We start from the raw sequence: 24617 nt of genomic DNA, 5'->3' as shown, positions 1-24617 counted from the left end.
ACCGCCATGTCGATCGATGGAAGGGACCTCAAGTTTCCGGTCTACGTATGGGAAGCGCCGGTCAGGGTGTGGCACTGGGTGATGGCGCTCGCGATGGTGGTGCTGTGCGTCACGGGGTACTTCATCGGGTCGCCGCTGCCCTCGGTTCCGGGGGAGGCGAGCGAGAACTTCCTGATGGGCTACATCCGCTTCGCGCACTTCTCCGCCGCGTACGTGTTCGCGGTCATGCTGCTCATGCGCGCCTACTGGGCGATCGTGGGCAACAAGCACGCGCGCGAGATGTTCCTCGTGCCGCTGTTCGTGTTCCAGCCCTCCTGGTGGCGCAGCTTCTTCCGGGTGCTGGGGCACTACCTCTTCATCCGGCCGAAGAACGACTGGCACCAGGGGCACAACCAGCTCGCCATGGCCGCGATGTTCGGGATGTACCTCCTGGGCAGCATCTTCATGATCGTCACCGGCTTCACGCTCTACGGCGAGGGGCTGGGGCGAGAGAGCTGGGCCTACGCGCTCTTCTCGGGCTGGGTGATCCCGCTCTTCGGGCAGAGCCAGGACGTGCACACCTGGCACCACTTCGGGATGTGGTACCTCGTCTGGTTCACGATCGTCCACCTGTACTTCGTGATCCGCGAGGACATCACCTCGGGCCTCACGGTGGTCTCGAGCATGATCAGCGGCTGGCGGGACGTGAAGAACTAGAGCCGATGATGGTCGTTGCGGCCATGGGAGCAGGGGGCATGACGGCGCGCCCGGGGAAAGCCCGGGCTGGCGGTTCCGGCCGTCCGCGATCGCGCCGGGAGCCGGTTCACCCGGGCTATTTCCTCGACACCCGGTACTTGAAGCCCCTCAAGCTCACCCAGCTTGCCCTGGCCGATTCCCTGGGCGTCTCGCGCCGGCGGGTGAACGAGCTGATCCGCGGCAAGCGGGGCATCACGCCCGACACGGCGGTGCGCCTGGCGGCCTATTTCCGCACCGAGCCGGAGTTCTGGATGCAGTTGCAGAGCGCCTGGGACGTGCACCAGGCCCTGAAGAGCCTGAAGGCAGCCCAGGGCTGACCAGGGTGGTCGAAAAAGGGGACAGACCCGTTTTGGGGAATAAGGGGTCTGTCCCCTTTTCCCGTGTGACGTTCGTCGTTACTTGACCCTCATCAACAGCCGCCATTCCAGTGGCGCCAAGATGACCTCGATGTAACCGTAAAAGTTACAGAGAAGGGGTCGGGATGGCGACGGAAACGCTGGTGCTGGGGATCGGAAACGTCCTCTGGGCCGATGAGGGGTTCGGCGTGCGTGCCGTCGCAGCGCTGAACGAAGGCTGGCGCTTCCCCGATTCCGTCACCCTCATGGACGGCGGCACGCAGGGCCTCTACCTGCTGCCCCACGTCCAGGATGCCCGGCAGATGCTGGTCTTCGACGCGATCGACTACGGGCTCGAGCCGGGCACGCTGCAGGTGATCCGGGACGACGACATCCCGTCCTACCTGGGCATCGGCAAGATGAGCCTGCACCAGTCGAGCTTCCAGGAAGTGCTCGCCCTCGCCAAGCTCTCCGGCCGGGCGCCGGAGCGCGCGGTGCTGGTGGGCGTGCAGCCTGCAGTGCTCATGGACTACGGCGGAAGCCTCACGGAGGTGGTGCGCGCAAAGGTGCCCGACGCGCTCGCCATCGGCCTGCGGACGCTCGCCCAATGGGGGGTACCGGGCACGCCGCGCGAGGATGGCGCAACCGAATCGCTCTTCGACCCAAGCCTCGCCCTCGACCGCTACGAAGCGGAACGCCCCAGCGCCGAGGAGGCCTGCCGCATCGGCGACGCGCGTCTGCTGGCGCGCCGCGCCGCCAACGAGTCCTGACCCATGTGCATCGCCATTCCGATGCAGGTCGAGATCCCGCTGGGCGACACCGCCTGGTGCACCGGCCGCGATGGCCGCCAGATCATCGACCTCGCGCTCGTCGGCCCGCAGCCGGCGGGCGCCTGGTTGCTCACGTTCCTCGGCGCCGCGCGCGAGGTGATCACCGCGGAGATGGCCGGCAATACCGACCGCGCCCTTGACGCCCTGGCCGCCGTCCTCGCGGGGGATGCCACGGGCATTGACGATGCCTTTGCCGACCTCATCGGCCGAACTCCGGAACTTCCCGAACATCTACGTCCCAAGGAGTCCACATGAACGCCATCGCGCGCCCGACGCCCACGGAGCCGCCACTCATCACGAGCCTCGTGAACCTGCACGGCGCCGTGCGCCTGGACGAGGCCTCCTTCGACGCCTTCCTGGCCACGCCCGGCGAGGCAGTGCTCTTCTTCACCGAGGACCCGATCCGCTTTCGCGAGGTCACCGATCTCGCGGTGATCCTGCCCGAGATCCGCGCGGCCGCCTCGCGCCCCTTCCGCATCGGGGTGCTTCCCCCGCCGATCGCCAATGCGAAGGCCGCGACCTACGGCGTGCGCCGCTGGCCCGCGCTGGTCTTTCTTCGCGACGGGCACTGGCTCGGCAATATCGAGGCACTTCGCGACTGGTCCGAATACGTTTCGCTCGCCAACGGGCTCCTCGAGAGCGAGACCCGGCCGCTTCCTCCCAAAGTGATTCCCGTCGCCGCGGCTGGCGCGGGCTCCTGTGCCTGAAAGGCCCGCCCATGAAATCCTTCCCGATTCCCGTCGTCGCCACCGGCCCCGGTTCGCATCCCCCCGAGGACGAGGGCCTGGAATTCCTGTCGATGCCCAAGGCGGAGCCACTCGTCAATCCCATTCCGCCCGAGGACGCCGCGCCCGGCGAGCTTGCCGCCGCCGCCGATGTCGTGGAGCAGTTGCTGGAATCGATGCAGGGATTCCGGCCCGGCAACGGCAGTGCGCCGCGTTTCTCGCTCAAGGCCATGGCGCCCGGGGCACTTCGGGCGCTCAACGAATCGCTGGGTCAGGGCGAGGTAAGTGCGGTCGTGGGCTCCGGCAACGGCACTGCCGGCTGGCACGTGCAGGAGACGGCCTTCGCCGGCGTCTGGCGCGTGCAGCGCGAGGATGGCCGCGGAGGCCTGGCCGAGGACATCCTCGAAGCCGACGACATGCCCGCCGTCCTGAAGGAAGCCGCTGCGCAGGCGAAAGGCGCGCGCCTGGACGTGGCGCAGCTGCCCGAGGGCGTCATGAACGCGCCGTCGATCGTGAACGAGTTGCGTCATCATGCCGGCGCATTCCGTCCCGGCAGGCCGGCACACGTGGTCAACCTCTCGCTCCTGCCGCTGTCGCGCGCGGATCACGAGGGACTCGACGCGATGCTGGGCGAGGGATCGGTGGCGATCCTCTCGCGCGGCTTCGGCAACTGCCGCATCACCTCCACCCGCGCCCAGGGCGTGTGGCGCGTGCGCTACTTCAACACCATGAACACGCTCATCCTCGACACGTTCGAGGTGGTGAACATTCCGGAAGCCGCGCGCGCGGCCGTCGAGGACATCGAGGACAGCCAGGTGCGCCTGCGCGACCTGCTGGCCTGGCTGCGCGAGGGCTGAGCGGTGCGGCAGGGCGAAAGGCTGCCGTGGCGCGCCGCTACGAATGCGGCGTCTGCTGGTACGTCTACGACCCGGCGCTGGGAGACGCCGAGTGGCAGGTCGAGCCGGGCACACCCTTCGGGGCGCTCCCGGAGCACTGGAGCTGCCCCAACTGCGCTGCCGAGCGGACGAGGTTCCTGGAGCTGGCCGATGACTGAAACGGCCATGACCAGTCCGGCGCCGCGGCTCGAAGCGGCCTTCACGCGCATCTGGAAGACGCGCATGGACGGGCTCCCGTTCGTCAACGCGGCCCTGCGCGTGGAGGCGGTCGGCTTCCGCCCCTGGCAAGGCGAATGGCTGGGCGCGCTGGTGACGCCGTGGTTCGTGAACCTCGTGCTCATGCCCGGCGATGGCGAGTGGATGACGCTCCCCGTGGGCGGCGAGCGCTTCATGGCACTCCCGGCGGGGCGCTTCCGCTTCATCGCCGGGGTCGACGAGGAGCTGGGTGAATACCACGCCTGCTCGCTCTTCTCCCCGGCGCTTGAATTCGCCGACCACGAAACGGCTCGCGCCACGGCCGACGCTGCGCTCGAAGCGCTCTTCGATTCGGCCAATGCGCCGGGTGCGGACGGCTACCAGCCGTCGCAGGCGGCCACGCCGGCGACGATCTCCAAGCGCGATTTCCTGCGCGGGCGGTTTTCCGGGGCGGGCGATGCCGATCGAGGGTGAGCTGATGGTGCGCATCTCGACGACGGCCGGGCGGGTGACGGGCGCGCAAGCGCGCGCGCAGCGGCCGCGCGTCGCCGGCAAGCTCTTCACCGGACGCGCAGCCTCGGACGCCGCCCCGCTCGCCGGTGCGCTCTTCGCCATCTGCGGCCGCTCGCAGTCGATCGCCGCCGCCGCTGCGATCGAAGCCGCGAAGGGCGAGGGCGAACGCGAGGCGCAGCGCCGTGCGCGCGATGTGCGCATTGCCGCTGAAACCGTGCACGAGCACGCGTGGCGGCTTCTCGTGGACTGGCCCAAGCTCGCGGGCCGCGCTCCCGAAGTGGAGGCGCTGGCGGGCGCTCGCAAGGCGCTGGCACCGCTGCTGGCTGCCGCGGAGGGTGAAGACCTGCGCGACGCAGCGCGCGGCGCGCAAGCCTGGGCGGGACAGGCGATATTCGGCACTGCCCCGGCGGACTTTCTTGCGGTGGGTTCGACGATGGCGCTGCGGAAATGGGCGCGCAAGGGCGACACGAACGTTGCGCGCCTGGTGGCGGAAATCCTCGAAGGCGATCCGGCGCTGGGCGCGAGCGACGTTGCGTTTCTTCCGCCTGGCGACGTGTGGGTGGCGCGCGATCTGGCGTCCGCGCTCGACGATGCGGCCTTCGACGATACCCCGCACTGGCATGGGGAAGCGCGCGAAACCGGGCCGCTCGCCCGCACCGCCGCGCATCCCCTGGTCGCCGACGCCATCGCGGCGTGGGGAAGGGGCGTGGGGGCGCGCCTGGCCGCGCGACTCGTGGAGATGGCGCTCGCGCTCGAGTCGATGTCGCAGGGGCGCGGTGCCGGCCACGGCGCGGCGCGGCTGGATGGCGCCTCGGCCATCGCCTGGGTGGAGACGGCGCGCGGCCTCCTCGTTCACCAGGCGGCGCTGGATGGCGAGCGCATCTGCGCTTACCGGATCGTCGCCCCCACCGAGTGGAACTTCCATCCCGCGGGGGCCTTCGCGCGCGGGGCACTGGGAATGCCGGCCGCGGATGCGGGCCGGCTCGAGCGCCAGGTGCGCTGGCTGGTGGCCTCGCTCGACCCCTGCGTCGGCGTGCGCCTGGAGGTGGGCCATGCATGAGATGTCGATCGCCGAGAGCGTGCTCGGCATCGTCGAGGAAAGCGCGCGCCGCGAGGGGTTCCGGCGCGTGAAGGAAGTGCGGCTGGAGATCGGGCAGTTGGCTGCGGTTGAGACCGAATCCCTGCGCTTCTGCTTCGATGTCGTGGTGCGCGGCAGCGTCGCCGAGGGGGCGATGCTCGCGATCGACGAGACACCCGGCGCGGCGTGGTGCTTCGGATGCTCGGAGTCGGTGCCCGTCGCGGCGCGAGTGGACCTGTGCCCTCGCTGCGGCAGCGCGCAGTTGCAGGTGAGCGGCGGCACCGAAATGCGGGTCAAGGATCTGGTGGGCGTCTGAGGGTGGAGCATGCCGCAGAGATGGCGATGTGCACGACTTGCGGTTGCGGAACGGACGACGTGAAGATCGACGGGAAGGCGCATGCCCATGGCCACGACCACGGTCATGGACACGACCACAGCCACGATCACCAGCCGGCACATTCGCACGCAGCCGGCGTGCCGGCGGAGCGCGCCGTGGCCGTGGAACGCGACATCCTCGCGAAGAACGATGCGGAGGCCAACGCCAATCGCCGCCGCTTCACCGCGAAAGGCATTTTCGCGCTGAACCTCGTCTCCAGCCCCGGATCGGGCAAGACGACGCTCCTCGTGGAGACGATCAAGCGCCTTTCCGGGGACCTCTCCCTGTCCGTGATCGAAGGCGACCAGCAGACCTCCAACGACGCCGATCGCATCCGCGCCACGGGGGCCAAGGCGGTGCAGGTGAACACCGGCAAGGGCTGCCACCTCGACGCGCACATGGTCGGTCACGCGCTCGGGCATCTCGACCCCGCGGATGATTCCGTGACGATGATCGAGAACGTGGGCAACCTCGTCTGCCCCGCGGCCTTCGACCTGGGGGAGGCGCACAAGGTGGTGGTGCTCTCCGTGACCGAGGGCGAGGACAAGCCGCTCAAGTATCCCGACATGTTCGCCGCGGCAGACCTCATGCTCCTCAACAAGTGCGATCTCCTGCCGCACCTCGAATTCGACGCGGACCTCTGCGAGGCGAATGCGCGTCGCATCAACCCGTCCATCCAGGTGCTGCGCGTCTCGGCCACGAAGGGCGACGGCCTGGATGCCTGGATCGAGTGGGTGCGCGGGGGGGCACGCGAGGCGAGGGCGCGCCGCCAGCGAAGCGCCGCTTCTGCCGGTTGCGGTGGCGCCTGCGCCTGCGCCGAAGCGGCGCGAAGCTGAGGAAGGCGAAGCCTTGATGGACACCCCCGTTGCCGCCCTCATGACCGAGCGCCGCCGCGCGTGCGCGGCACGGTGCAGGGCGTGGGCTTCAGGCCGTTCGTGTGGCGGCTGGCGAGCGATCTCGCCCTGGATGGCTGGGTGTGCAACGACGCCCAGGGGGTGCTGGCCGAGGTGCAGGGCGATCCGCGCGCGTTGCTGGAGTTCCTGCGCCGCGTGGAGAGCGACGCACCGCCGCTTGCGCGAGTGAGCGCCGTCGAGGCGGAGGCGTGCCCGGTGGCATCGGGACACGGCTTTGCCATCAACGCGAGCGAAGGAGGAAAGGCCGCGACGCCGGTCACGCCCGATGCCGCGACCTGCCCGGAATGCCTGGCCGAACTGTTTCACGCCACGGACCGGCGCTACCGCTATCCGTTCATCAACTGCACCCACTGCGGCCCGCGATTCACCATCACGAGAGGCGTTCCCTACGACCGCCCGCGCACGACGATGGCGCCGTTCGCGATGTGCCCGGCGTGCGAGCGCGAATACCGGGATCCCGCCGATCGCCGCTTTCACGCGCAGCCCGACGCCTGCCCGGCGTGCGGCCCCTCCATCGCTCTTCTCGGCGAGGATGGCGCGCGGCGGGAGGAGGGTGACGTCATCGCCGCAGCGCTCGCCCGGATCCGTGCCGGCAAGGTCGTCGCCCTCAAGGGCCTCGGCGGGTTCCACCTCGTGTGCGATGCCAGGAACGTGCGCGCCGTGGCGCGCCTGCGGGCCTCCAAGCACCGCGAGGAGAAGCCCTTCGCCGTGATGGCGGCCAACGCCGCCTCGCTTTCGCCCTATGCCCGAATCGACAGGCAGTCGCAGCAGTTGCTCGAATCGCGCGAGCGTCCCATCGTCCTGCTCGAAAAGCGCCCCGGCTGCGACGAGGCGCTCGCGGGCATCGCCAACGGCGTCTCGTCCCTGGGCGCCATGCTCCCGTACACGCCGCTGCAATGGCTCCTGTTCTTCGAGGCCTCCGGGGCGTCCGGCGGCACGGGCTGGATGGGCGTGCCCCAGGATCTCCTGCTGGTGATGACGAGCGCCAACCCGGGCGGCGAGCCGCTGGTCATCGGCAACGAGGAGGCCGTGCGGCGCCTGGCCGGCATCGCGGACGCCTGGCTCGTCCACGACCGCGACATCGCCGTGCGCTGCGACGACAGCCTCGTTCGCGCGACGGCTGCGGGCCCGGCCTTCGTGCGGCGCGCGCGTGGATACACGCCGCGGGCAATCAGGTTGCCGCGTCCGGGCCCCTCGGTCCTCGCCACGGGCGCATGGCTCAAGAACGCGGTTTGCGTGACGCGTGGCGACGAGGCCTTCCTCTCGCCGCACATCGGCGACCTCGACAACGTGCCGGCCTGCGAATCGCTGGACGAGGCCGTCGCGCACCTGCTCGCCATCCTCGAGGTGGAGCCTTCGGCCTGCGCGCACGACCTGCATCCCGATTTCTATTCCACCCGCTTCGCCGCTGCATTCGCGGCCGAGCGCGGCATTCCCGCCATCGCCATCCAGCACCACCATGCGCACATCTCGGCCGTGTGCGCGGAGCACGGCCATGCGGCGCCCGTGATCGGCCTCGCGCTCGACGGCGTGGGGCTGGGCACGGACGGCACCGCGTGGGGCGGAGAGCTGCTTCGCGTGGAGGGTGCGCGATTCTCGCGCCTCGCGCACTTGCGCGAACTGCGTCTTCCCGGTGGCGACCGCGCGGCGCGGGAACCCTGGCGCATGGCGGCGTCCGTCCTGCACGAGCTGGGCCGGGGCAGCGAGATCGCGCAGCGCTTCCCGAGGGCCGGCGCTCCTGTCGTGGCCGAGATGCTTGGGGTCGGCACGAATTCTCCCGTCACCACTTCCGCCGGTCGCTGGTTCGACGCGGCGGCGGCGCTGCTCGGCGTGCGCGAGGTGACGGCGTTCGAGGGACAGGCGGCGATGCAGCTCGAAGCGCTGGCCGCAGAGTTCGGTCCCTTCGAGGCCGACCGCTCCCTGTGGCGCATCGGCCGCGACGGCACGCTGGACTTGCTCCCGCTGGCCGGGCGCCTGGCCGGCACGAAGGACATGCGCTTCGGCGCGGCCCTCTTCCACGCGACGCTGGTCGAGGCGCTGGCCGAATGGGTGGTCGCATGGGCGGCGCGCGAGGGGCTTGCCACCGTGGCGCTGGGTGGCGGCTGCTTCGTGAATGAGATCCTTTCGACGGGGCTTCGGCGCGCGCTCGCCGCCGGCGGCCTCACGGTGCTGGAGGCCCGCGAGGCCCCGGCCAACGACGGCGGCATCGCGCTGGGGCAGGCGTGGGCCGCGATGCAGGAGGTCTCCTGACATGTGTCTAGCCATTCCGGCGAAGGTAGTGGAGCTGCGCGACGGCGACCTGGCCGTGATCGACCTGGGCGGCGTGCGCAAGGAAATCTCTCTTGCCCTGGTCGAGGATGTCTGGCCCGGCGACTTCGTGATCGTGCACGTCGGCTATGCGCTCCAGAAGCTGGATCCGGTGGAGGCGCAGAAAACGCTGGCCCTCTTCGCGGGCCTCGCCGCCTCCGAGGCTGTCGCTTGAAGTACGTGGACGAATTCCGCGACGGCGGGCTGGCGAGGACGATCGCCGCGCGCATCGCGGCCGAGGTGCGTCCCGACCGCACCTACCACTTCATGGAGTTCTGCGGCGGCCACACGCACGCGATCTCGCGCTACGGCGTGACGGACCTGCTGCCCGCCAACGTGGTGATGGTGCACGGCCCGGGCTGCCCGGTGTGCGTGCTGCCCATCGGGCGCATCGACATGGCGATCGAACTGGTGCTTGCCTCACCCCCAACCCCTCTCCGGAAGGCGGGGTGCGGGCCATCCGGGAGAGGGCCATCCCGTTCCCTCTGCACCTACGCCGACACGATGCGCGTGCCCGCCTCGGGCGGCCTGTCGCTCATGAAGGCCAAGGCGAAGGGCGCTGACATCCGCATGGTTTATTCGGCCTCCGACGCGCTTCGCATCGCCCGGGAGGAGCCGGATCGCGAGGTGGTGTTCCTCGCCATCGGCTTCGAGACCACGACGCCGCCCACGGCGCTGGTGGTGCGGGAGGCCGCGGCACTGGGCCTCACGAATTTCACCGTCTTCTGCAATCACGTCCTGACGCCATCGGCCATCGCGCACATCCTGGAGTCGCCCGAGGTGAGGGACCTGGGCACGGTGGTGATCGACGGCTTCGTGGGCCCGGCGCACGTCTCCACCATCATCGGCAGCCAGCCCTACGACTATTTCGCCGAGGAATACCGCAAGCCCGTGGTCATCGCCGGGTTCGAACCGCTGGACGTGATGCAGGCCATCGAGATGCTGGTGCGGCAGGTGAACGACGGGCGCGCCGAGGTGGAAAACGAATTCACGCGCGCCGTGACGCCCGAGGGAAATGCCAGGGCCAAGGCGCTGGTGGCCGACGTGTTCGAGCTGCGGCGCGCCTTCGAGTGGAGGGGCCTGGGCAAGGTGCCCTACAGCGCGCTCAGGCTCAAGGAGCAGTGGGCCTCGTTCGACGCCGAACGGCGATTCACGATGACGGAACGCAGCGTCGCCGACAACAAGGCCTGCGAGTGCGGGGCGATCCTGCGCGGCGTGAAGAAGCCCACGGACTGCAAGGTGTTCGGCACGGTCTGCACGCCCGAGACGCCCATCGGTTCGTGCATGGTGTCTTCCGAGGGCGCCTGCGCGGCGCACTACACGTACGGGCGATTCCGGTCGGAGGCGAGCACCGCATGAGTGCCGTTCGCAAGGGGTACGTCCGCCCCATCGACTTCAAGCGCGGCCTCGTGGACATGAGCCACGGCAGCGGCGGGCGCGCCATGGCGCAGTTGATCGACGAGCTTTTCGTCGAGGCCTTCGACAACTCGTGGCTGCGCGAGATGAACGACCAGGCGCGGTTGCCCATGCCGTCGGGGCGCCTCGTCGTGGCGACCGACAGCCATGTCGTCTCCCCGCTTTTCTTTCCGGGCGGCGACATCGGCTGCCTGTCGGTGCATGGCACGGTGAACGACGTGGCGATGGCGGGGGCACGGCCGCTCTACCTGACTTCGGGATTCATCCTCGAGGAAGGCTTTCCGCTGGCGGACCTCAAGCGCATCGTGGATTCCATGGCGGCCGCGGCGAAGCAAGCCGGTGTGGCGATCGTCACCGGCGACACCAAGGTGGTGGAAAGGGGCAAGGGCGACGGCGTCTTCATCAACACGACGGGCGTGGGGGTGGTGGCCGAGGGCATCGAGATCTCCGGCGACCGCGCGCGGCCGGGCGATGCGATCCTCGTCTCCGGCACGATGGGCGACCATGGCGTCGCGATCATGTCGCTGCGCGAGAACCTCACTTTCGAGACGACGATCCGCTCCGACACGGCGGCCCTGCACGGATTGGTGGCGGCGATGATCGCGGCCGTTCCGACGATCCACTGCCTGCGCGATCCGACGCGCGGCGGCCTGGCGACGACCCTGAACGAGATCGCGCGCCAGTCGGACTGCGGCATGCGCCTGGAAGAATCGGCCATTCCAGTGCGATCCGAAGTCGCGGCCGCTTGCGAGTTTCTCGGCCTCGACCCGCTCTACGTGGCCAACGAGGGCAAGCTCGTCGCCATCTGCGCGCGGAACGATGCGCAGCGGCTGCTGGAAGCCATGCGCGCTCACCCGCTGGGCCGCGATGCCGCGAAGGTGGGCGAGGTCGTGGAGGATGCGCATCATTTCGTGCAGATGCGAACCGGTTTCGGGGGCAGCCGCATGGTCGATTGGCTGGCCGGCGAGCAGCTGCCGCGCATCTGCTGATCGCCATGAGGATTCTTTTCCTCGCTCACGCCTTCAACGGGCTCGCGCAGCGGCTCTTTTTGGAGCTCGCCGCGATCGGCCACGAGGTCGCCATCGAGTTCGACGTGAACGATGCGGTCACCTTCGAGGCGGTGGCCCTCGCAAACCCCGACCTCGTCATCGCGCCGTTTCTCAAGCGTGCCATTCCGGAGAGCGTCTGGTCGCGCGTGCCGTGCCTCATCGTCCACCCGGGCGTGCCGGGCGACCGCGGGCCATCCGCCCTCGACTGGGCCATCCTCCAGGGCGAGCGCGCCTGGGGCGTGACGGTCCTGCAGGCCGAGGCGCAGATGGATGCGGGGCCGATATGGGCGCACCGGTCCTTCCCGATGCGCCTTGCGCCGAAGTCGAGCCTCTACCGCCGCGAAGTGACGCAGGCCGCGGTGGAGGCGGTGCTCGAAGCGGTGCAGAAATTTGCGCGCGGCGAATCTCCCGTGCCGGCGGAGGAACTCGGCGCCGTGGCGCGGGGCAGGACGCGTCCGCCCATGAGGCAGGTCGATCGCGAAATCGACTGGGCGAGGGACAGCACCGTCACCGTCCTGCGCAAGATCCACTCGGCCGACGGGTTCCCGGGGGTTCGAGACGAACTGTTCGGCCGCGCCGTGCACCTCTTCGGCGCGCACGACGGAAAAGGGGACAGACCCCTTTTCCGGGGGGCTGTCCCCTTTTCCGCTGGTGCGGTGATTGCCACGCGCGACGGCGCCATCCTGCGCGCGACCGTGGACGGCGCGGTGTGGATCACGCACCTCCAGGCCGTGCCGGAGGGCGGCGATCCGACGCTCAAGCTCCCGGCGGCCGAGGTGCTGGGTGACGCGCTCGCGGACGTTCCCGAGGCGCCGCTCACCATCGACGTGCACGAGGACAGCGCCACGTGGCGAGAGATCCGCTACGAGCAGCAAGGCGAGGTCGGAGTGCTGCATTTCGCGTTCCACAACGGCGCGATGTCGACGGCGCAGTGCCACCGGCTCCTCGAGGCGATCCGGTACGCGAAGTCGCGGCCGGCCAAGGTGCTCGTCCTCGCGGGCGGCCCGGACTTCTGGTGCAACGGCATCCACCTGAACGCCATCGAGGCCACGGGCCGCCCCGCGGACGCATCCTGGGAGAACATCAACGCCATCGACGACATCGCGCGCGAGATCGTCACCATCACGGATCGGATGGTCATCTCGGCGCTCTCGGGCAATGCCGGCGCGGGTGGCGTCTTCCTCGCGCTGGCCGCCGATCGCGTGTGGATGCGCAAGGGCGTGGTGCTCAATCCCCACTACAGGGGCATGGGCAACCTCTACGGGTCGGAGTACTGGACCTACCTCCTGCCGCGCCGCGTGGGCGAGGCGAGGGCGCGCGACATTACGGCGCGGCGCCTGCCGATGGGGGCGAAGGAAGCCGTGGACCTGGGCCTGGCCGACGCGAGCTTCGCACACGAGCCCGCTTCGTTCCTGGCGGCCGTCGTGAAGCGTGCGCAGGCCATGGCATCCGATACGTCCTACGCGGCGACCCTTGCGGACAAGCGCGCGCAGCGCGAGGCCGACGAGGCCGCGAAGCCCCTCGAACGCTACCGCGAAGAGGAACTCGCGCGCATGAAGCTCAACTTTTACGGCTTCGATCCCAGCTACCACGTGGCGCGCTATCACTTCGTGTACAAGCTGCCCAAGGCGCGCACGCCGTACTACCTGGCAAGGCATCGGGCCAGATTGAATTTGAGGGAACCGGAGAGGAATCCCGCAGGGCAGGCCTGAATAGGGGGACTCGACGGCGTCCCGTCATGAACGATCGACGTGGCTCACGTGATGAGCCATCGCGCCTGTACGATGAGCCTGATGAATGTCAATGCAGATCGGGATAGTCAGTGACCGATAGCCTGAAACCCATCGCGCATGCCGCGCGCGACGAGAGTGGAGGCTGGCGTCCGCCACACGATCTGGCCGAACACCTGACTGGAGTCGGCGCCTTGGCGGCCGATCATGCGCGGTCATTTGGCGCGGCGGATTGGGCGCACCTTGCCGGGTTGTGGCACGACCTGGGCAAGTACCGAACGCGCTTCCAGCACTACATACGGCGGGCCAGCGGATTCGACGCAGATGCGCACATCACTGGCGAAGCGGGCAGGGCTCCCCATTCCACGGCGGGTGCGTTACTGGCCTGCGAGCGATTCAAGGAACCCGGTCGCGTATTGGCTTATGTCATTGCAGGACACCACGCCGGTTTGGATGACTGGCATGGGGGACTGGAAGCACGTTTGTCCCTGCCGGCCAGCCGCGACGAACTCGACGAATCGCGGGCGGCCAACCCTCCGGACCACATTCTTCGCCCCGGCACTTTCGAGCCCGATCTTCGCGCGCTTCCAGGAGGCAAGGAAGGATTCGCTCTTTGGGTACGTATGCTGTTCTCCTGCTTGGTGGACGCCGATTTCCTCGACACCGAGGCCTACATGAACCCGGGCAAGGCAGCGAGTCGAGGCGAATGGCCGGTGATACCCGCGTTATTGACGCAATTCAACAAACACATGGCCGAGTTCGCCGCTCGCGCTCAGCGCACTCCGATCAACGAGCTGCGTGCCGACATCCTTGCGCAATGCCGCGCCAAGGCGATCGAGAGCCCCGGGCTGTTTTCGCTCACCGTGCCCACAGGTGGTGGCAAGACCTTGTCCAGCCTCGCCTTCGCCCTGGAGCACGCCAACGCCCACGGAAAGCGGCGCGTCATTTACGTGATTCCCTATACAAGCATCATCGAGCAGACTGCCGACATATTCCGCGGCATCTTCGATGACGCGGTGATCGAGCACCACAGCAACGCGGAAGCGGATCCCGACAAGGAAAGCAGCCAATCTCGTCTTGCGTGCGAGAACTGGGATGCGCCCATTGTTGTCACGACCAGCGTGCAGTTCTTCGAATCCCTGTTCGCCACGAGAACCTCCCGTTGCCGAAAGCTGCACAATATCGTCGATAGCGTCGTTGTTCTTGACGAGGCGCAGCTGCTGCCGCCCGAATTTCTGCAACCTGTGCTTGATGTGCTCAACCTGCTCTCCCGGCATTACGGTGTGACAGTAATAATTTCCACTGCAACGCAGCCTGCCCTGAGTACGCGTGAGTACTTCGACGCCAGGCAAAACCTGCGTGGCCTGCAGGACGTACGCGAAATCGCCTCGGACCCGGATGCGCTCTACCGCGCTCTGGAGCGAGTCAAGGTTCGGCTGCCCAACGATTGGAATTGCCCGACCGAATGGGGTACTTTGGCTCGCGAACTCTGTCGGCAGGATTCCGTGCTTGCCATCGTTAACCGACGGAAGGATGCGCGCGAGCTGTGGCAGCGCATGCCGGCAGGTACGTTGCACCTATCCGCGCTGATGTGCGGGGCGCATCGCTCAAGGGTCATTGCCGACATCAAGACGCGTCTGAAGGGCGGCGTTCCTACCCGCGTGATCAGCACTCAGCTTGTCGAGGCCGGCGTGGATGTGGATTTTCCCGTGGTATACCGGGCGGTGGCGGGACTGGACTCGATCGCGCAAGCTGCCGGGCGCTGCAATCGGGAAGGGAAACTGGAACGCGGAGAGGTAGTAGTGTTCGTCGCACCCAAACCTGCGCCGCCCGGACTGCTGCGCAAGGGCGAGGACGCTTGCCGCAGCACGCTGCATGGCATCACGGGAAATCCACTCGAGCGCTCCTTGTTCGCGCGCTATTTCGAACAGTTCTACCACTCCTGCTCTCTGGACGAACACGGCATCGCCGACCTGCTCAAGGTCGATGGGACGACCTTGGCGGTGAATTTCCGCACTGCCGCCGAGAAGTTCCGACTCATCCGTGACGCGGACAGTGTGCCGGTCGTCGTCAGGTTTCGCGGGGAAGCTGGGATTGAAGATGAAGTGGACAAGTGGCTTAACACCTTGCGAGCGAGCGGCCCGGAGCGTTGGCTTATGCGCAAGCTCCAGCGTTACACCGTCAATATTCACATGCGGGAAGCGATGAAGCTGCTCGAACAGGGCGACATCGCGGAGTTGATTCCCGGACTTTATGTGCAAGAAAGCGACTGGCTCTACCATCCCGCGCTCGGGCTCAACCCAGATGGTCTGCCGCCCGCGGCCACCGGCGCGATAGTTTGAGAGGAAACGATGAAGACCTTCTGTCTCGAACTCGCCGGTCCTTACGCCTGCTTTACCCGTCCGGAAATGAAAGTCGAGCGGGTAAGTTACGACGTAATGACGCCTTCCGCCGCCCGAGCTTGTTTCGAGGCCATCCTGTGGAAGCCCGCGGTGCGCTGGCATATCCGCAGAATTGAAGTCCTGAAGCCGATTCGCTGGATCAACTTGCGGCGCAACGAGGTTTCCGCGGTGGTTTCTACGCGTAACGTGGAAATCGCGATGAGAGGCGGCGGCGACCTTGCCCTCTACATCGAGGACGAGCGCCAGCAGCGCGCCGGGCTGTTCCTCCGCGACGTTGCCTATCGCGTTCATGCCGACCTGGAATTCAAGCGCGAGCTCGATCCGGAAGCCACGGCTGTGAAATACCAGGAAATGTTCGAGCGCCGCGCCGGTAGAGGGCAATGTGTAAATCAACCCTATTTGGGATGCCGCGAATTTGCCGCCGCTTTCCGGCAGATCAGCGACGTCAGCACCGAACCAACGCCAATCGATGAAACCCGTGACCTGGGCTTCATGCTTCATGACCTGGACTTCACCAATCCCTCCGATCCGCAGCCCCGTTTTTTCCGGGCAGCGATGAGAGGCGGCGTGGTCGATGTGCCGGCGTGGGATAGTGGGGAGGTGCGAGGATGATCCTGCAAGCGCTCTGCGATTTCTACCGTCGCAGACAAGCCGACCCTGACGCAGCCAACCATCTGGCGGCTTTCGGGTTGGAAGACAAGGAAATCCCCTTCGTCCTGGAAATCGACGTGGAAGGGGCACTGGTCAACCTCATCGATACCCGCAGCGGCGAGGGCAAGAGGAAAGTCGGCCAGCGCTTTCAGGTGCCACAGGGGACGAAGAAGACGTCCGGAGTGGCTGCGAACCTCTTGTGGGACAACGCCGAGTATGTATTGGGCGTTCCCGACGCGAAGAAGCTGGAGGTCAAACGCAAGGAGATGAAGGAAGGCGAATATCGGGAACGCGTTGCAGAGATGCACGCCGAATTCAAGCATCAGATCGATGCGCTTTCTTCCGAGGTATTGGCGGACAAGGGCGTGCGCGCCGTGCGCTCCTTCCTGAATGGTCTCGATCTCACTCGGCTGGAAGCGCTGCCTGCCTGGCGGGATATCGTTGCGAGCAATCCGTTGGTGAGCTTTCGCTTGCACCGGGACCTCGATCTGGTTTGCCAGCGTCCCGCTGTGAAGGCCGCGTATCGCCCCGCATCGGAGATCGGTGAGGAGGGGGAAGACCCGAGCCACACCGCGATGTGTCTTGCAAGCGGAGAACGAGTCGCTATCGAGCGCCTGCACCCTGCAATCAAGGGTGTGTGGGGCGCCCAAACCTCTGGCGCAAACATTGTTTCGTTCAACCTGGATGCTTTCAATTCCTACGGCAAGACGCAGGGCACCAACGCGCCCATGGGGAAACTGGCTGTATTCGCCTACACCACTGCGCTCAATCACTTGCTGGCGCGCGATTCCCGCCAGCGCATCCAGGTCGGCGATACGTCCACGGTGTTCTGGGCAGAAGAGGCACATTCCCTTGAAGCAGCGCTGCCTGATCTGTTCGGTGAGCCGTCCAAAGACGGGCCGGAACAGGGCGCTGACGCGGTGCGGGCACTGTATTCGTCCGTTCAATCTGGCAAGTTCGCTGTAGGCGATGCCAGCACCCGTTTTCACGTCCTTGGGCTGGCTCCCAATGCAGCGCGCATCGCCATCCGCTTCTGGGAAACCGTTACGGCGATTGAACTGGCCAGCCGCATCCAGCTGCACTTCGAAGATATTCGCATCGTTCATGCGCCCCACGAACCTGAGCACCTGTCCTTGTTTCGGTTGCTCACGAGCCTTGCAGTCTTGAACAAGGCCGACAACATCCCGCCCAATCTTGGCGGAGAGGTCATGCGCGCCATCCTCGAAGCCCTGCCGTATCCCGTGCCACTGCTCAATCTGGCCGTGCAACGCTGTCGTGCAGAGCAGAAGCCAACCTATGCGCGCGCCGCGATCCTCAAAGCTTATCTCAACCGCCTCAACCGTCGCCAAAAGACAGAAATGGAGTTCCTGCCCATGCTCGACATTTCCAACCCCAACCCGGCCTACAGGCTTGGGCGGTTGTTCGCGACCTTGGAGAAGATCCAGGAGGAGGCGAGCCCTGGCCTGAACGCGACCATTCGTGATCGTTACTATGGCGCTGCCTCCAGCACGCCTGTCGTTGTCTTCACGACTTTGCTAAGGCTCAAGAATCATCATCTGGGCAAGCTTGGCAAGGGGCGCGCGGTGCAGATGGAAAGAACCATCGGGGAGATCATGGAAAACCTCGCCGAGTTTCCACGCCAGCTCGCGTTGCCGGATCAGGGCCGCTTCGCGCTGGGCTATTACCACCAACGCCAAGCCTTCTTTACAAGAGTCGACAACACCAACATCGCCGAGGGTAAATCCGAATGAGCCTTTCAAACCGCTATGACTTCGTGTTGCTGTTCGATGTGAAAGACGGCAATCCCAATGGTGATCCGGATGCCGGCAATCTCCCGCGTCTGGACGCGGAAACCGGACATGGCCTGGTTACTGACGTGGCGCTGAAGCGCAAGGTGCGCAATTTTGTCGCGCTGGTCAAAGGAGAACAGCCGCCCTTCGAAATTTACGTGAAAGAAAAGGCCATCCTGAACAATCAGCATAAGCGGGCCTACTTGGGCATCGGCCGTGAAGACTTGCTGGCTGGTAGCGACAAGAAGCGCAAGGGCGGGGATGCGGTGGACGATGCGCGCAAGTGGATGTGTCGCAACTTCTTCGATGTACGCACCTTCGGCGCAGTAATGTCCACTGGAATCAACTGCGGTCAAGTGCGCGGTCCTGTGCAACTAACCTTCGCGCGTTCGCTCGATCCGGTTATTGCGCAGGAGCACTCCATCACGCGAATGGCCGTGGCCACTGAAGCCGAAGCCGAAAAGCAGGAGGGCGACAACCGCACCATGGGACGCAAGCATACCGTCCCTTACGGTCTTTATATGGCGCATGGTTTCGTATCCGCCTTTCTCGCCAAGCAGACCGGTTTCGACGAAGTCGATCTTGCGTTGCTCTGGGACGCGCTTGGCCAAATGTTCGAACACGACCGCTCCGCGGCACGCGGCGAAATGACCACGCGAGGTGTGTACGTGTTCAAACACGAATCCGAGCTGGGAAACGCGCCAGCACACAGCCTGTTCGATCGTGTGCAGGCGCGCTTGAAGGAGGGCGTCGCAGCGGCGCGCAGCTTTGCGGATTACAACGTTACTGTGGACGAGACCGCGATGCCGGTTGGCGTCAGTCTGATCAAGAAGGCGTGAACCGTTCTAACGCCGCTACGCCCAATACTCCGGTCTACGGCTTTGGTGCGCTATGGCCAGAATTCGTAATACATCCGGGTCGATTCGATATACGACGACGTACGGGTATCGATGAACGACCATGCGTCGTGTATTGCTCCCGGCCGGCGTACCCATCAGGGGATGGTCGCAAAGCAGAGCCAATGTCCGATGCACTTCGTTTCTGAAGTCAGTGGCAAGAAACCGACCCGCTTCGGCCGCATACCAGTGCGCGGCTTCCGCGAATTCAATGCGGGCCGCCGGGTCGAACGCGATCTTCACTTGCCGTGCTGGGCGATGATCGCGTCGACTTCCCTGAAGACTTCCTCGGCGGGAATCCACTTCGTCCGCCCCGCCTCCATGTCGGCAACCCGGCGGGCGATCTCTTCGTCCCAGGCCTTGGCAACTTCGCCCGGTGAATCGACAGGCTCGCCATCCAGGCTGGCGACAAGGCGATGAATCAACTCGCTTCGTTCCCCTGGCGACAACTTGAGGGCCTCGGCTTCGAGTTCTTCCAGCATTGCGCTCACGGAATCCTCCAGGAAATCACAGACGTTGAAGTGATGTTAGCAGTAACGCCGTGACCGAAACAGACCCCATTCCGCTATCTGCCCTGCAGCACTGGGCCTATTGCCCGCGCCAGTGCGGGCTGATCCATCTGGAACAGGCGTTCGAGGAAAACGTTCATACCTTGCGCGGCAAGGCGGTACATCACTTGGTCGATACGCCGGGCTATGAGATGAAAGCCGGCGTCAAGGCGGAGCGGGCGCTGCCGTTGTGGAGCGATCGGCTCAATCTCATCGGCAAGGCCGACCTCGTGGAGTTTCATCCGGATGGTACTGACCTGCCTGGGTTTTTCGGACCGATCATAACTTGAGAGAATGGCTCCTGCTCTGCCAAGAGGAGCCCATGAAGAAAAGCCGATTTACAGAAGAACAGATGGTCGCGATGTTGCGCGAGGCCGACCGGACTACGATTGCCGACGTATCGCGCAAGTACAAGGTCAGCGACCAGACGTTGTACGCTGGCGCAAGCGTTTCGACAGCTCCAGCCTGCGGACGTCAAACGGCTGCGCGCCCTGGAGGCCGAGAACGCCAAGTTGAAACGCATGCTCGCCGAGCGGGAAATGGCGATCGATACCCTGAAGGAAATCAACCGGCGAAAGTGGTGCCGCAGGCGCGTCGTGAGCAGGTGTTGGCCGTGCAGCGCGGCCACTGACCAGACGTGCGTGCGGGCTGATTGGCGGGCGCGATCGATGATGGGATACCAGTCGATTCGAGCCGAAAGAGACGTGCCGGCGATTTCGGCCATGCGCAGGCTCGGCGCAGTATCCGCGCTATGGCTATCGGCGCATCCGGATCTTTCTGGGACGCGAGGGCCGGGATGGGGCCAGAACGGCCATCGCCTCTGGAAGTCGGCAGGACTGCAATGCCGCGGCGCCGGCCGACGCCGCATTGCGACGAGCCGCCCGCGTCCCTTGCCGCCCCAAGCCCCGAACCATGTCTGGGCCTATGACTTCGTGTTCGACGCCTGCGCCAACGGCCAGCAGATCAAGTGCCTGACGGTAGTCGATGAATTTACCCGGAATGCCTCGCGATCGACGTAGCCGGGAGCATCCGCTCGAATCGAGGATCGAGGTGCTCTCGCGCCTGGTGAGTCTGCACGGAGCGCCGACGGCCTTGCGTTCCGACAACGGCCCCGAATTCGTCAGCCGCGCCATTCTCGAGTGGCTGACGCGCTCCGGCATCCATACGGCCCACATTGATCCCGGAAAGCCTTGGCAAACGGCACCGGAGGTTCAACGGGAAATTCCGGGACGAGTGCCTGAGCCCTCGAGTGGTTCCCGAAGCCGCGGAGGCCCGCGTTGATCGAGCAGTGGCGCCGACACTTCAACCATGTGCGTCCGCATTCGAGTCACGACTACCTCACGCCCGTTGAATTCAAGCTACGCTACGATTCCACAACCGCGGGGGCCATTTCCAAGTTATGAATGGCCCGGAAATCCCCATGCAGGTCAGTACCGTCTTCCCTGTCGAGTTCAAGCATGGCCGAAAGCGACAAAACGTCCACGACGACATTCAACTTGCCGCGCAAGCCATGTGCCTTGAAGACATGCTGGGGCGCCACGTGCCCAATGGCGCCATTTACCACGCCAGCAGTCGGCGACGCCGGGAGGTTTCCATAACGCCTGACTTGCGCGAGTTGGTTATCAAGACCGCAACTGCCATCCGCGCAATGCTCTCTTCCGGGGTCCTGCCGCCGCCTTCAAATGATGACCGTTGCAGCGAATGCTCATTGAGAGAAGTCTGCCAGCCCGAAGCCCTGTCGGGGCGCGCCCGGCAGCAGCAGCAACGGGCGAGCCTGTTCGCACCGGATGAATGATGCACACCTTCCAGAACACGCTCTACGTTATGACGCCCAACGCCTATGCGCATCTCGAGAACGCCACGGTGCGAATCGATGTGGACCACGTTAAACGCCTGCAGGTTCCACTTCACCACATTGGAAGCCTGGTCACATTCGGGAACGTCCTGGTCTCGCCTGCTCTTATGCACCGGTTGGCGGATGAGGGGAAGAGCCTTGTCTTGCTCGATGGACATGGACGTTTCAAGGCCCGCCTGGAAGGCCCGGTCTCCGGCAATATCCTCTTGCGACAAGCGCAGTATCGACTGGCGGCGGACGAGACGGCTGCGCTGGAAATTGCCCGCGCCTGCGTGGCCGGCAAGTTGAACAACAGCCGTTCCGTGGTGCTGCGCGGTGCGCGAGAGGCAGCCAACCTGGACGAAGCAGCGATTCTCGGCCGCGTAGCGGACAATCTTGCAGCCTCTCTTCGCGCGGTCCCCGCGGCCACCGCACTCGATGTATTGCGCGGCGTGGAGGGTGAGGCCGCACGTGGGTACTTTGAGGCGCTCAATCTCATTGTCAAGGCGCCGATGCGCGAGCACTTCGCCCTCAATGGGCGCACTCGCCGTCCGCCGCTCGATCGCTTCAACGCCTTGCTGTCCTTCCTCTATGCCATGCTCATGAACGACTGCCGTTCCGCTTTGGAAGTTGTCGGCCTCGACCCACAGCTTGGCTTTCTGCATGCTGTGCGTCCCGGCCGTGCCGCACTCGCGCTGGACCTGCAGGAGGAATTTCGCTCCATTCTGTGCGACCGCCTGGCGCTCACCCTCATCAACCGGGGACAGGTTACGGAGGATGAATTCGACATCCGAGAGGGCGGGGCGGTCGCACTCAGCGATCATGGTCGACGAAGCGTTGTCACTGCATGGCAAGAGCGCAAGCAGGAGGAGGTTACGCATGCGCTGGTCGGCGCCAAAATGCCCATTGGCTTGCTGCCCGTCACGCAGGCGCGCTTCTTGGCACGTACAATTCGATGCGAGATGGACGTTTATCTCCCGTACGTCGCCAAGTAGTGCCTGCCCCACCATCTCGTGTATGGCGGTGCGCGGAGAGAAGACATGCTTATCGTTGTGGCGTATGACGTATGCACCGATACCAAAGCCGGGCGCCGCCGTCTGCGTCGTGTTGCCAAGGCGTGTGAGAGCACCGGCCAGCGTGTACAGAAATCCGTGTTCGAGTGTCGCGTCGACGAAATGCAGTTCGAGGCGTTGGAGCGATCGCTACTCGCCGAGATCGATGAGGAAGAGGACAATTTGCGCTTCTATCGAATCACGGAACCGGCTGACGTTCGAGTCAAGCAGTACGGTGCGTTTCGCTCCGTCGATTTCGATGGGCCACTACTTCTGTGACGCGCGAACCCGGTGGTACGGCTCGCAGTGGGAGGGTTCGCGCGCGTCGCAGTGGGTTGATTTGGAACGGATTGATGTCATGGTCGTGTTCACGAGGCCAATCGCCTATTATTGCGCGGAACGAGTTCGCGCAAGATCGAACGATTACGCGCTCAATACAACAGGTTATGAGCGTGGAGCATCGCCCGGCTCGCGAGCCGGGCGTGGATTGAAACATGATAGTCAATGGCAAGGCGGGCGGGAGAAAGCGCATCGCCCGGCTCGCGAGCCGGGCGTGGATTGAAACTCGGGCGTTCATGCGGTTGCCTTCTTCTTCGGCTGGCATCGCCCGGCTCGCGAGCCGGGCGTGGATTGAAACCATGGGCGGAGGGATTGCCGACGAGGCCGGACGTGGCATCGCCCGGCTCGCGAGCCGGGCGTGGATTGAAACCCAAAAAACGACGCGGTTAACGGCGCGCCATGCCCGCATCGCCCGGCTCGCGAGCCGGGCGTGGATTGAAACACGAGCGCCTGGAGCCTCACGGCCGGCGCGCTCAAGGCATCGCCCGGCTCGCGAGCCGGGCGTGGATTGAAACCCTTGTCCGCAATCACTCCGGTGTAGCGCCATTGGGCATCGCCCGGCTCGCGAGCCGGGCGTGGATTGAAACAAGGAAGCCCACTTCGCCACCTTTCCGCCCGCGTTGCATCGCCCGGCTCGCGAGCCGGGCGTGGATTGAAACGACGAGGTGCCGATGGCCGCGATCACCCCGCAGCACGCATCGCCCGGCTCGCGAGCCGGGCGTGGATTGAAACAACGACAAGCTGGTTCTCCTGACTGGGACCGGATCGCATCGCCCGGCTCGCGAGCCGGGCGTGGATTGAAACTGGCAGGACCGTGGCTTGAACGAGCTGGCCGACGGCATCGCCCGGCTCGCGAGCCGGGCGTGGATTGAAACACCATGCGCCTCCTGCTCGCCGCAGCCATTGCCGAGGCATCGCCCGGCTCGCGAGCCGGGCGTGGATTGAAACGACCTACTCATGTGCCTGATCCACACGCTTGCCGGCATCGCCCGGCTCGCGAGCCGGGCGTGGATTGAAACTGTTTTGTAGACGAGGCCACCCAAGAGCTGACCGGCATCGCCCGGCTCGCGAGCCGGGCGTGGATTGAAACAATACCTCCGGCCCGGTAGCGCCCCCAACCATTGGCATCGCCCGGCTCGCGAGCCGGGCGTGGATTGAAACTCCGACTCTGGAATGGACATAAACAGGTCGGGGAGGCATCGCCCGGCTCGCGAGCCGGGCGTGGATTGAAACGGCTCCACAGCAGTCGCCGCGCGCCAGTCCGACGCGCATCGCCCGGCTCGCGAGCCGGGCGTGGATTGAAACTCGAACCCGACGATGATCCCGGCCCTTCCGTTGGGCATCGCCCGGCTCGCGAGCCGGGCGTGGATTGAAACAACTGGACCAGGCCGCAAGATTTGGATGAGCCGGGCGTGGACTGAAACGTCATGTCTTACAATATTGTAACGCGGCATTCGCGCATCGCCCGGCTTGGGAGCCGGGCGTGGATCGAAACGAAATATCGATCGATAGTAGCCCTCTACAAGGGCACAGCCGAGTTCATCGGCAATCACATCGAGGAAGGGTCGGACAATGAGCGGCGAGAAAACGCAAGAAACGAATATCAACGAAGCATCGGACGAGTGGGTGAAAGAAATCCCAGCGCCCAAGGGACATGGCAGTGGCTTCGTGATCGGATTTCCCAAGGAGCAACGGGAGTCCGAAAAGCCATTGGAGGATTCGGCTGGCTCTTAAAGCGAGGACTAGGGGATGCAATTTGCTCATCTGTTCAAGCTCAAGCATCGCCCGGCTCGCGAGCCCGGCGTGGATTGAAACTCTGGTGCTGGGTCGGAGGTTCACCAAATTGCCGGGCGTGGACTGAACCTCGAATGGAATGTCATCGACGTCCAATTTCCGTAAGAGAGTGGGGCTTGCCCAGGTAGGTCTGCGCGGGGCGGGTGGCAAGGCGGGGGGATCGCCGATGCGCTAGAGTGTGCAAGGCCCTCCCGAGGAGGTCGCCGCCCAGG

General features: G+C 65.6%; 26 protein-coding genes, 2 pseudogenes and 1 CRISPR repeat array. Of the genes and pseudogenes, 26 read left to right on the top strand and 2 right to left on the bottom strand.

Annotated elements, in window-relative coordinates:
• Positions 1 to 6 precede the first annotated feature (6 nt).
• The 20 genes from cybH (at position 7) to cas7c (ending at position 18781) form a co-directional block, all read left to right on the top strand.
• A complete protein-coding gene (cybH, locus tag IPP91_03285) occupies positions 7 to 696 on the top strand; it encodes a Ni/Fe-hydrogenase, b-type cytochrome subunit (protein ID MBL0141094.1) in 690 nt (229 codons plus the stop codon).
• 38 nt (positions 697 to 734) lie between these two features.
• The gene (locus tag IPP91_03280; GenBank protein MBL0141093.1) at positions 735 to 1052 is read left to right on the top strand and encodes a HigA family addiction module antidote protein; all 318 of its coding nucleotides are present in this window, start codon (positions 735 to 737) and stop codon (positions 1050 to 1052) included.
• A gap of 164 nt (positions 1053 to 1216) precedes the next feature.
• Positions 1217 to 1840, top strand: coding sequence for a HyaD/HybD family hydrogenase maturation endopeptidase (locus IPP91_03275; protein MBL0141092.1), 624 nt, complete (start codon positions 1217 to 1219; stop codon positions 1838 to 1840).
• A 3-nt stretch (positions 1841 to 1843) separates the two neighbouring features.
• Positions 1844 to 2155, top strand: coding sequence for a HypC/HybG/HupF family hydrogenase formation chaperone (locus IPP91_03270; protein MBL0141091.1), 312 nt, complete (start codon positions 1844 to 1846; stop codon positions 2153 to 2155).
• Entirely contained in the window at positions 2152 to 2607 is a 456-nt protein-coding gene (locus tag IPP91_03265) for a hydrogenase (protein ID MBL0141090.1), read from the top strand. Before IPP91_03270 ends, IPP91_03265 begins: the two co-directional genes overlap by 4 nt.
• 11 nt (positions 2608 to 2618) lie before the next feature.
• Positions 2619 to 3482, top strand: coding sequence for a hydrogenase expression/formation protein (locus IPP91_03260; protein MBL0141089.1), 864 nt, complete (start codon positions 2619 to 2621; stop codon positions 3480 to 3482).
• Positions 3479 to 3679, top strand: a complete 201-nt coding sequence (locus IPP91_03255) for a rubredoxin (GenBank protein ID MBL0141088.1) — start codon at positions 3479 to 3481, stop codon at positions 3677 to 3679. Before IPP91_03260 ends, IPP91_03255 begins: the two co-directional genes overlap by 4 nt.
• The gene (gene hybE / locus IPP91_03250; GenBank protein ID MBL0141087.1) at positions 3672 to 4190 is read left to right on the top strand and encodes a [NiFe]-hydrogenase assembly chaperone HybE; all 519 of its coding nucleotides are present in this window, start codon (positions 3672 to 3674) and stop codon (positions 4188 to 4190) included. Before IPP91_03255 ends, hybE begins: the two co-directional genes overlap by 8 nt.
• Positions 4174 to 5289: a hypothetical protein gene (locus IPP91_03245; protein MBL0141086.1), complete on the top strand. Its 1116-nt coding sequence runs from the start codon at positions 4174 to 4176 to the stop codon at positions 5287 to 5289. Before hybE ends, IPP91_03245 begins: the two co-directional genes overlap by 17 nt.
• On the top strand, positions 5282 to 5623 hold the full coding sequence (hypA, locus tag IPP91_03240) for a hydrogenase maturation nickel metallochaperone HypA (GenBank protein MBL0141085.1): 342 nt from the start codon (positions 5282 to 5284) through the stop codon (positions 5621 to 5623). The genes IPP91_03245 and hypA overlap by 8 nt, the downstream gene beginning before the upstream one ends.
• A gap of 26 nt (positions 5624 to 5649) precedes the next feature.
• Positions 5650 to 6519 carry a hydrogenase nickel incorporation protein HypB gene (hypB, locus tag IPP91_03235; GenBank protein MBL0141084.1) on the top strand — a complete coding sequence of 290 codons (870 nt, stop codon included), beginning with the start codon at positions 5650 to 5652 and terminating at the stop codon, positions 6517 to 6519.
• A gap of 72 nt (positions 6520 to 6591) precedes the next feature.
• Entirely contained in the window at positions 6592 to 8847 is a 2256-nt protein-coding gene (gene hypF, locus IPP91_03230; GenBank protein ID MBL0141083.1) for a carbamoyltransferase HypF, read from the top strand.
• Position 8848: 1 nt separating this feature from the next.
• A complete protein-coding gene (locus tag IPP91_03225; GenBank protein ID MBL0141082.1) occupies positions 8849 to 9079 on the top strand; it encodes a HypC/HybG/HupF family hydrogenase formation chaperone in 231 nt (76 codons plus the stop codon).
• Complete coding sequence (gene hypD, locus IPP91_03220; GenBank protein ID MBL0141081.1) at positions 9076 to 10263, top strand: hydrogenase formation protein HypD; 1188 nt, start codon at positions 9076 to 9078, stop codon at positions 10261 to 10263. Before IPP91_03225 ends, hypD begins: the two co-directional genes overlap by 4 nt.
• Positions 10260 to 11309 (top strand): hydrogenase expression/formation protein HypE, encoded by a 1050-nt coding sequence (gene hypE / locus IPP91_03215; protein ID MBL0141080.1) that lies wholly within the window; start codon positions 10260 to 10262, stop codon positions 11307 to 11309. The genes hypD and hypE overlap by 4 nt, the downstream gene beginning before the upstream one ends.
• A 5-nt stretch (positions 11310 to 11314) precedes the next feature.
• On the top strand, positions 11315 to 13081 hold the full coding sequence (locus tag IPP91_03210) for a hydrogenase maturation protein (GenBank protein MBL0141079.1): 1767 nt from the start codon (positions 11315 to 11317) through the stop codon (positions 13079 to 13081).
• Between the two features lie 110 nt (positions 13082 to 13191).
• A complete protein-coding gene (cas3, locus tag IPP91_03205; protein MBL0141078.1) occupies positions 13192 to 15441 on the top strand; it encodes a CRISPR-associated helicase Cas3' in 2250 nt (749 codons plus the stop codon).
• 9 nt (positions 15442 to 15450) lie between these two features.
• On the top strand, positions 15451 to 16113 hold the full coding sequence (gene cas5c / locus IPP91_03200) for a type I-C CRISPR-associated protein Cas5 (GenBank protein ID MBL0141077.1): 663 nt from the start codon (positions 15451 to 15453) through the stop codon (positions 16111 to 16113).
• Positions 16110 to 17903 carry a type I-C CRISPR-associated protein Cas8c/Csd1 gene (gene cas8c / locus IPP91_03195; protein MBL0141076.1) on the top strand — a complete coding sequence of 598 codons (1794 nt, stop codon included), beginning with the start codon at positions 16110 to 16112 and terminating at the stop codon, positions 17901 to 17903. The genes cas5c and cas8c overlap by 4 nt, the downstream gene beginning before the upstream one ends.
• Positions 17900 to 18781 carry a type I-C CRISPR-associated protein Cas7/Csd2 gene (gene cas7c, locus IPP91_03190; GenBank protein ID MBL0141075.1) on the top strand — a complete coding sequence of 294 codons (882 nt, stop codon included), beginning with the start codon at positions 17900 to 17902 and terminating at the stop codon, positions 18779 to 18781. The genes cas8c and cas7c overlap by 4 nt, the downstream gene beginning before the upstream one ends.
• A 15-nt stretch (positions 18782 to 18796) precedes the next feature.
• On the opposite strand, the gene IPP91_03185 is transcribed toward cas7c, so the two are convergent.
• Positions 18797 to 19081 (bottom strand): type II toxin-antitoxin system RelE/ParE family toxin, encoded by a 285-nt coding sequence (locus IPP91_03185; GenBank protein MBL0141074.1) that lies wholly within the window; start codon positions 19079 to 19081, stop codon positions 18797 to 18799.
• Positions 19078 to 19320, bottom strand: a complete 243-nt coding sequence (locus IPP91_03180) for an addiction module protein (protein ID MBL0141073.1) — start codon at positions 19318 to 19320, stop codon at positions 19078 to 19080. Before IPP91_03180 ends, IPP91_03185 begins: the two co-directional genes overlap by 4 nt.
• Before the next feature lie 59 nt (positions 19321 to 19379).
• Between IPP91_03180 and IPP91_03175 the strand changes: the two are divergent.
• The 6 genes and pseudogenes from IPP91_03175 to IPP91_03150 all read left to right on the top strand — a co-directional run bounded on the left by IPP91_03175 (position 19380) and on the right by IPP91_03150 (position 24345).
• Positions 19380 to 19640, top strand: a pseudogene (locus tag IPP91_03175) (Dna2/Cas4 domain-containing protein).
• Positions 19641 to 19708: 68 nt separating this feature from the next.
• Positions 19709 to 20789 (top strand): annotated as a pseudogene (locus IPP91_03170) (IS3 family transposase).
• Complete coding sequence (cas4, locus tag IPP91_03165) at positions 20786 to 21181, top strand: CRISPR-associated protein Cas4 (protein MBL0141072.1); 396 nt, start codon at positions 20786 to 20788, stop codon at positions 21179 to 21181. Before IPP91_03170 ends, cas4 begins: the two are co-directional and overlap by 4 nt.
• Entirely contained in the window at positions 21181 to 22215 is a 1035-nt protein-coding gene (gene cas1c / locus IPP91_03160; GenBank protein MBL0141071.1) for a type I-C CRISPR-associated endonuclease Cas1, read from the top strand. Before cas4 ends, cas1c begins: the two co-directional genes overlap by 1 nt.
• Before the next feature lie 45 nt (positions 22216 to 22260).
• Entirely contained in the window at positions 22261 to 22551 is a 291-nt protein-coding gene (gene cas2 / locus IPP91_03155; protein ID MBL0141070.1) for a CRISPR-associated endonuclease Cas2, read from the top strand.
• Between the two features lie 178 nt (positions 22552 to 22729).
• Positions 22730 to 23987: a CRISPR direct-repeat array (repeat unit 37 nt; unit sequence GCATCGCCCGGCTCGCGAGCCGGGCGTGGATTGAAAC).
• A 196-nt stretch (positions 23988 to 24183) separates the two neighbouring features.
• Positions 24184 to 24345 carry a hypothetical protein gene (locus IPP91_03150; protein ID MBL0141069.1) on the top strand — a complete coding sequence of 54 codons (162 nt, stop codon included), beginning with the start codon at positions 24184 to 24186 and terminating at the stop codon, positions 24343 to 24345.
• Positions 24346 to 24617: the final 272 nt, after the last annotated feature.

The sequence above is a fragment of the Betaproteobacteria bacterium genome, assembly GCA_016720855.1.
Lineage (GTDB): Bacteria > Pseudomonadota > Gammaproteobacteria > Burkholderiales > Usitatibacteraceae > FEB-7.
The sequence above is the reverse complement of the archived record's forward strand: the minus strand, read 5'-3'. Positions and strand labels throughout refer to the sequence as shown.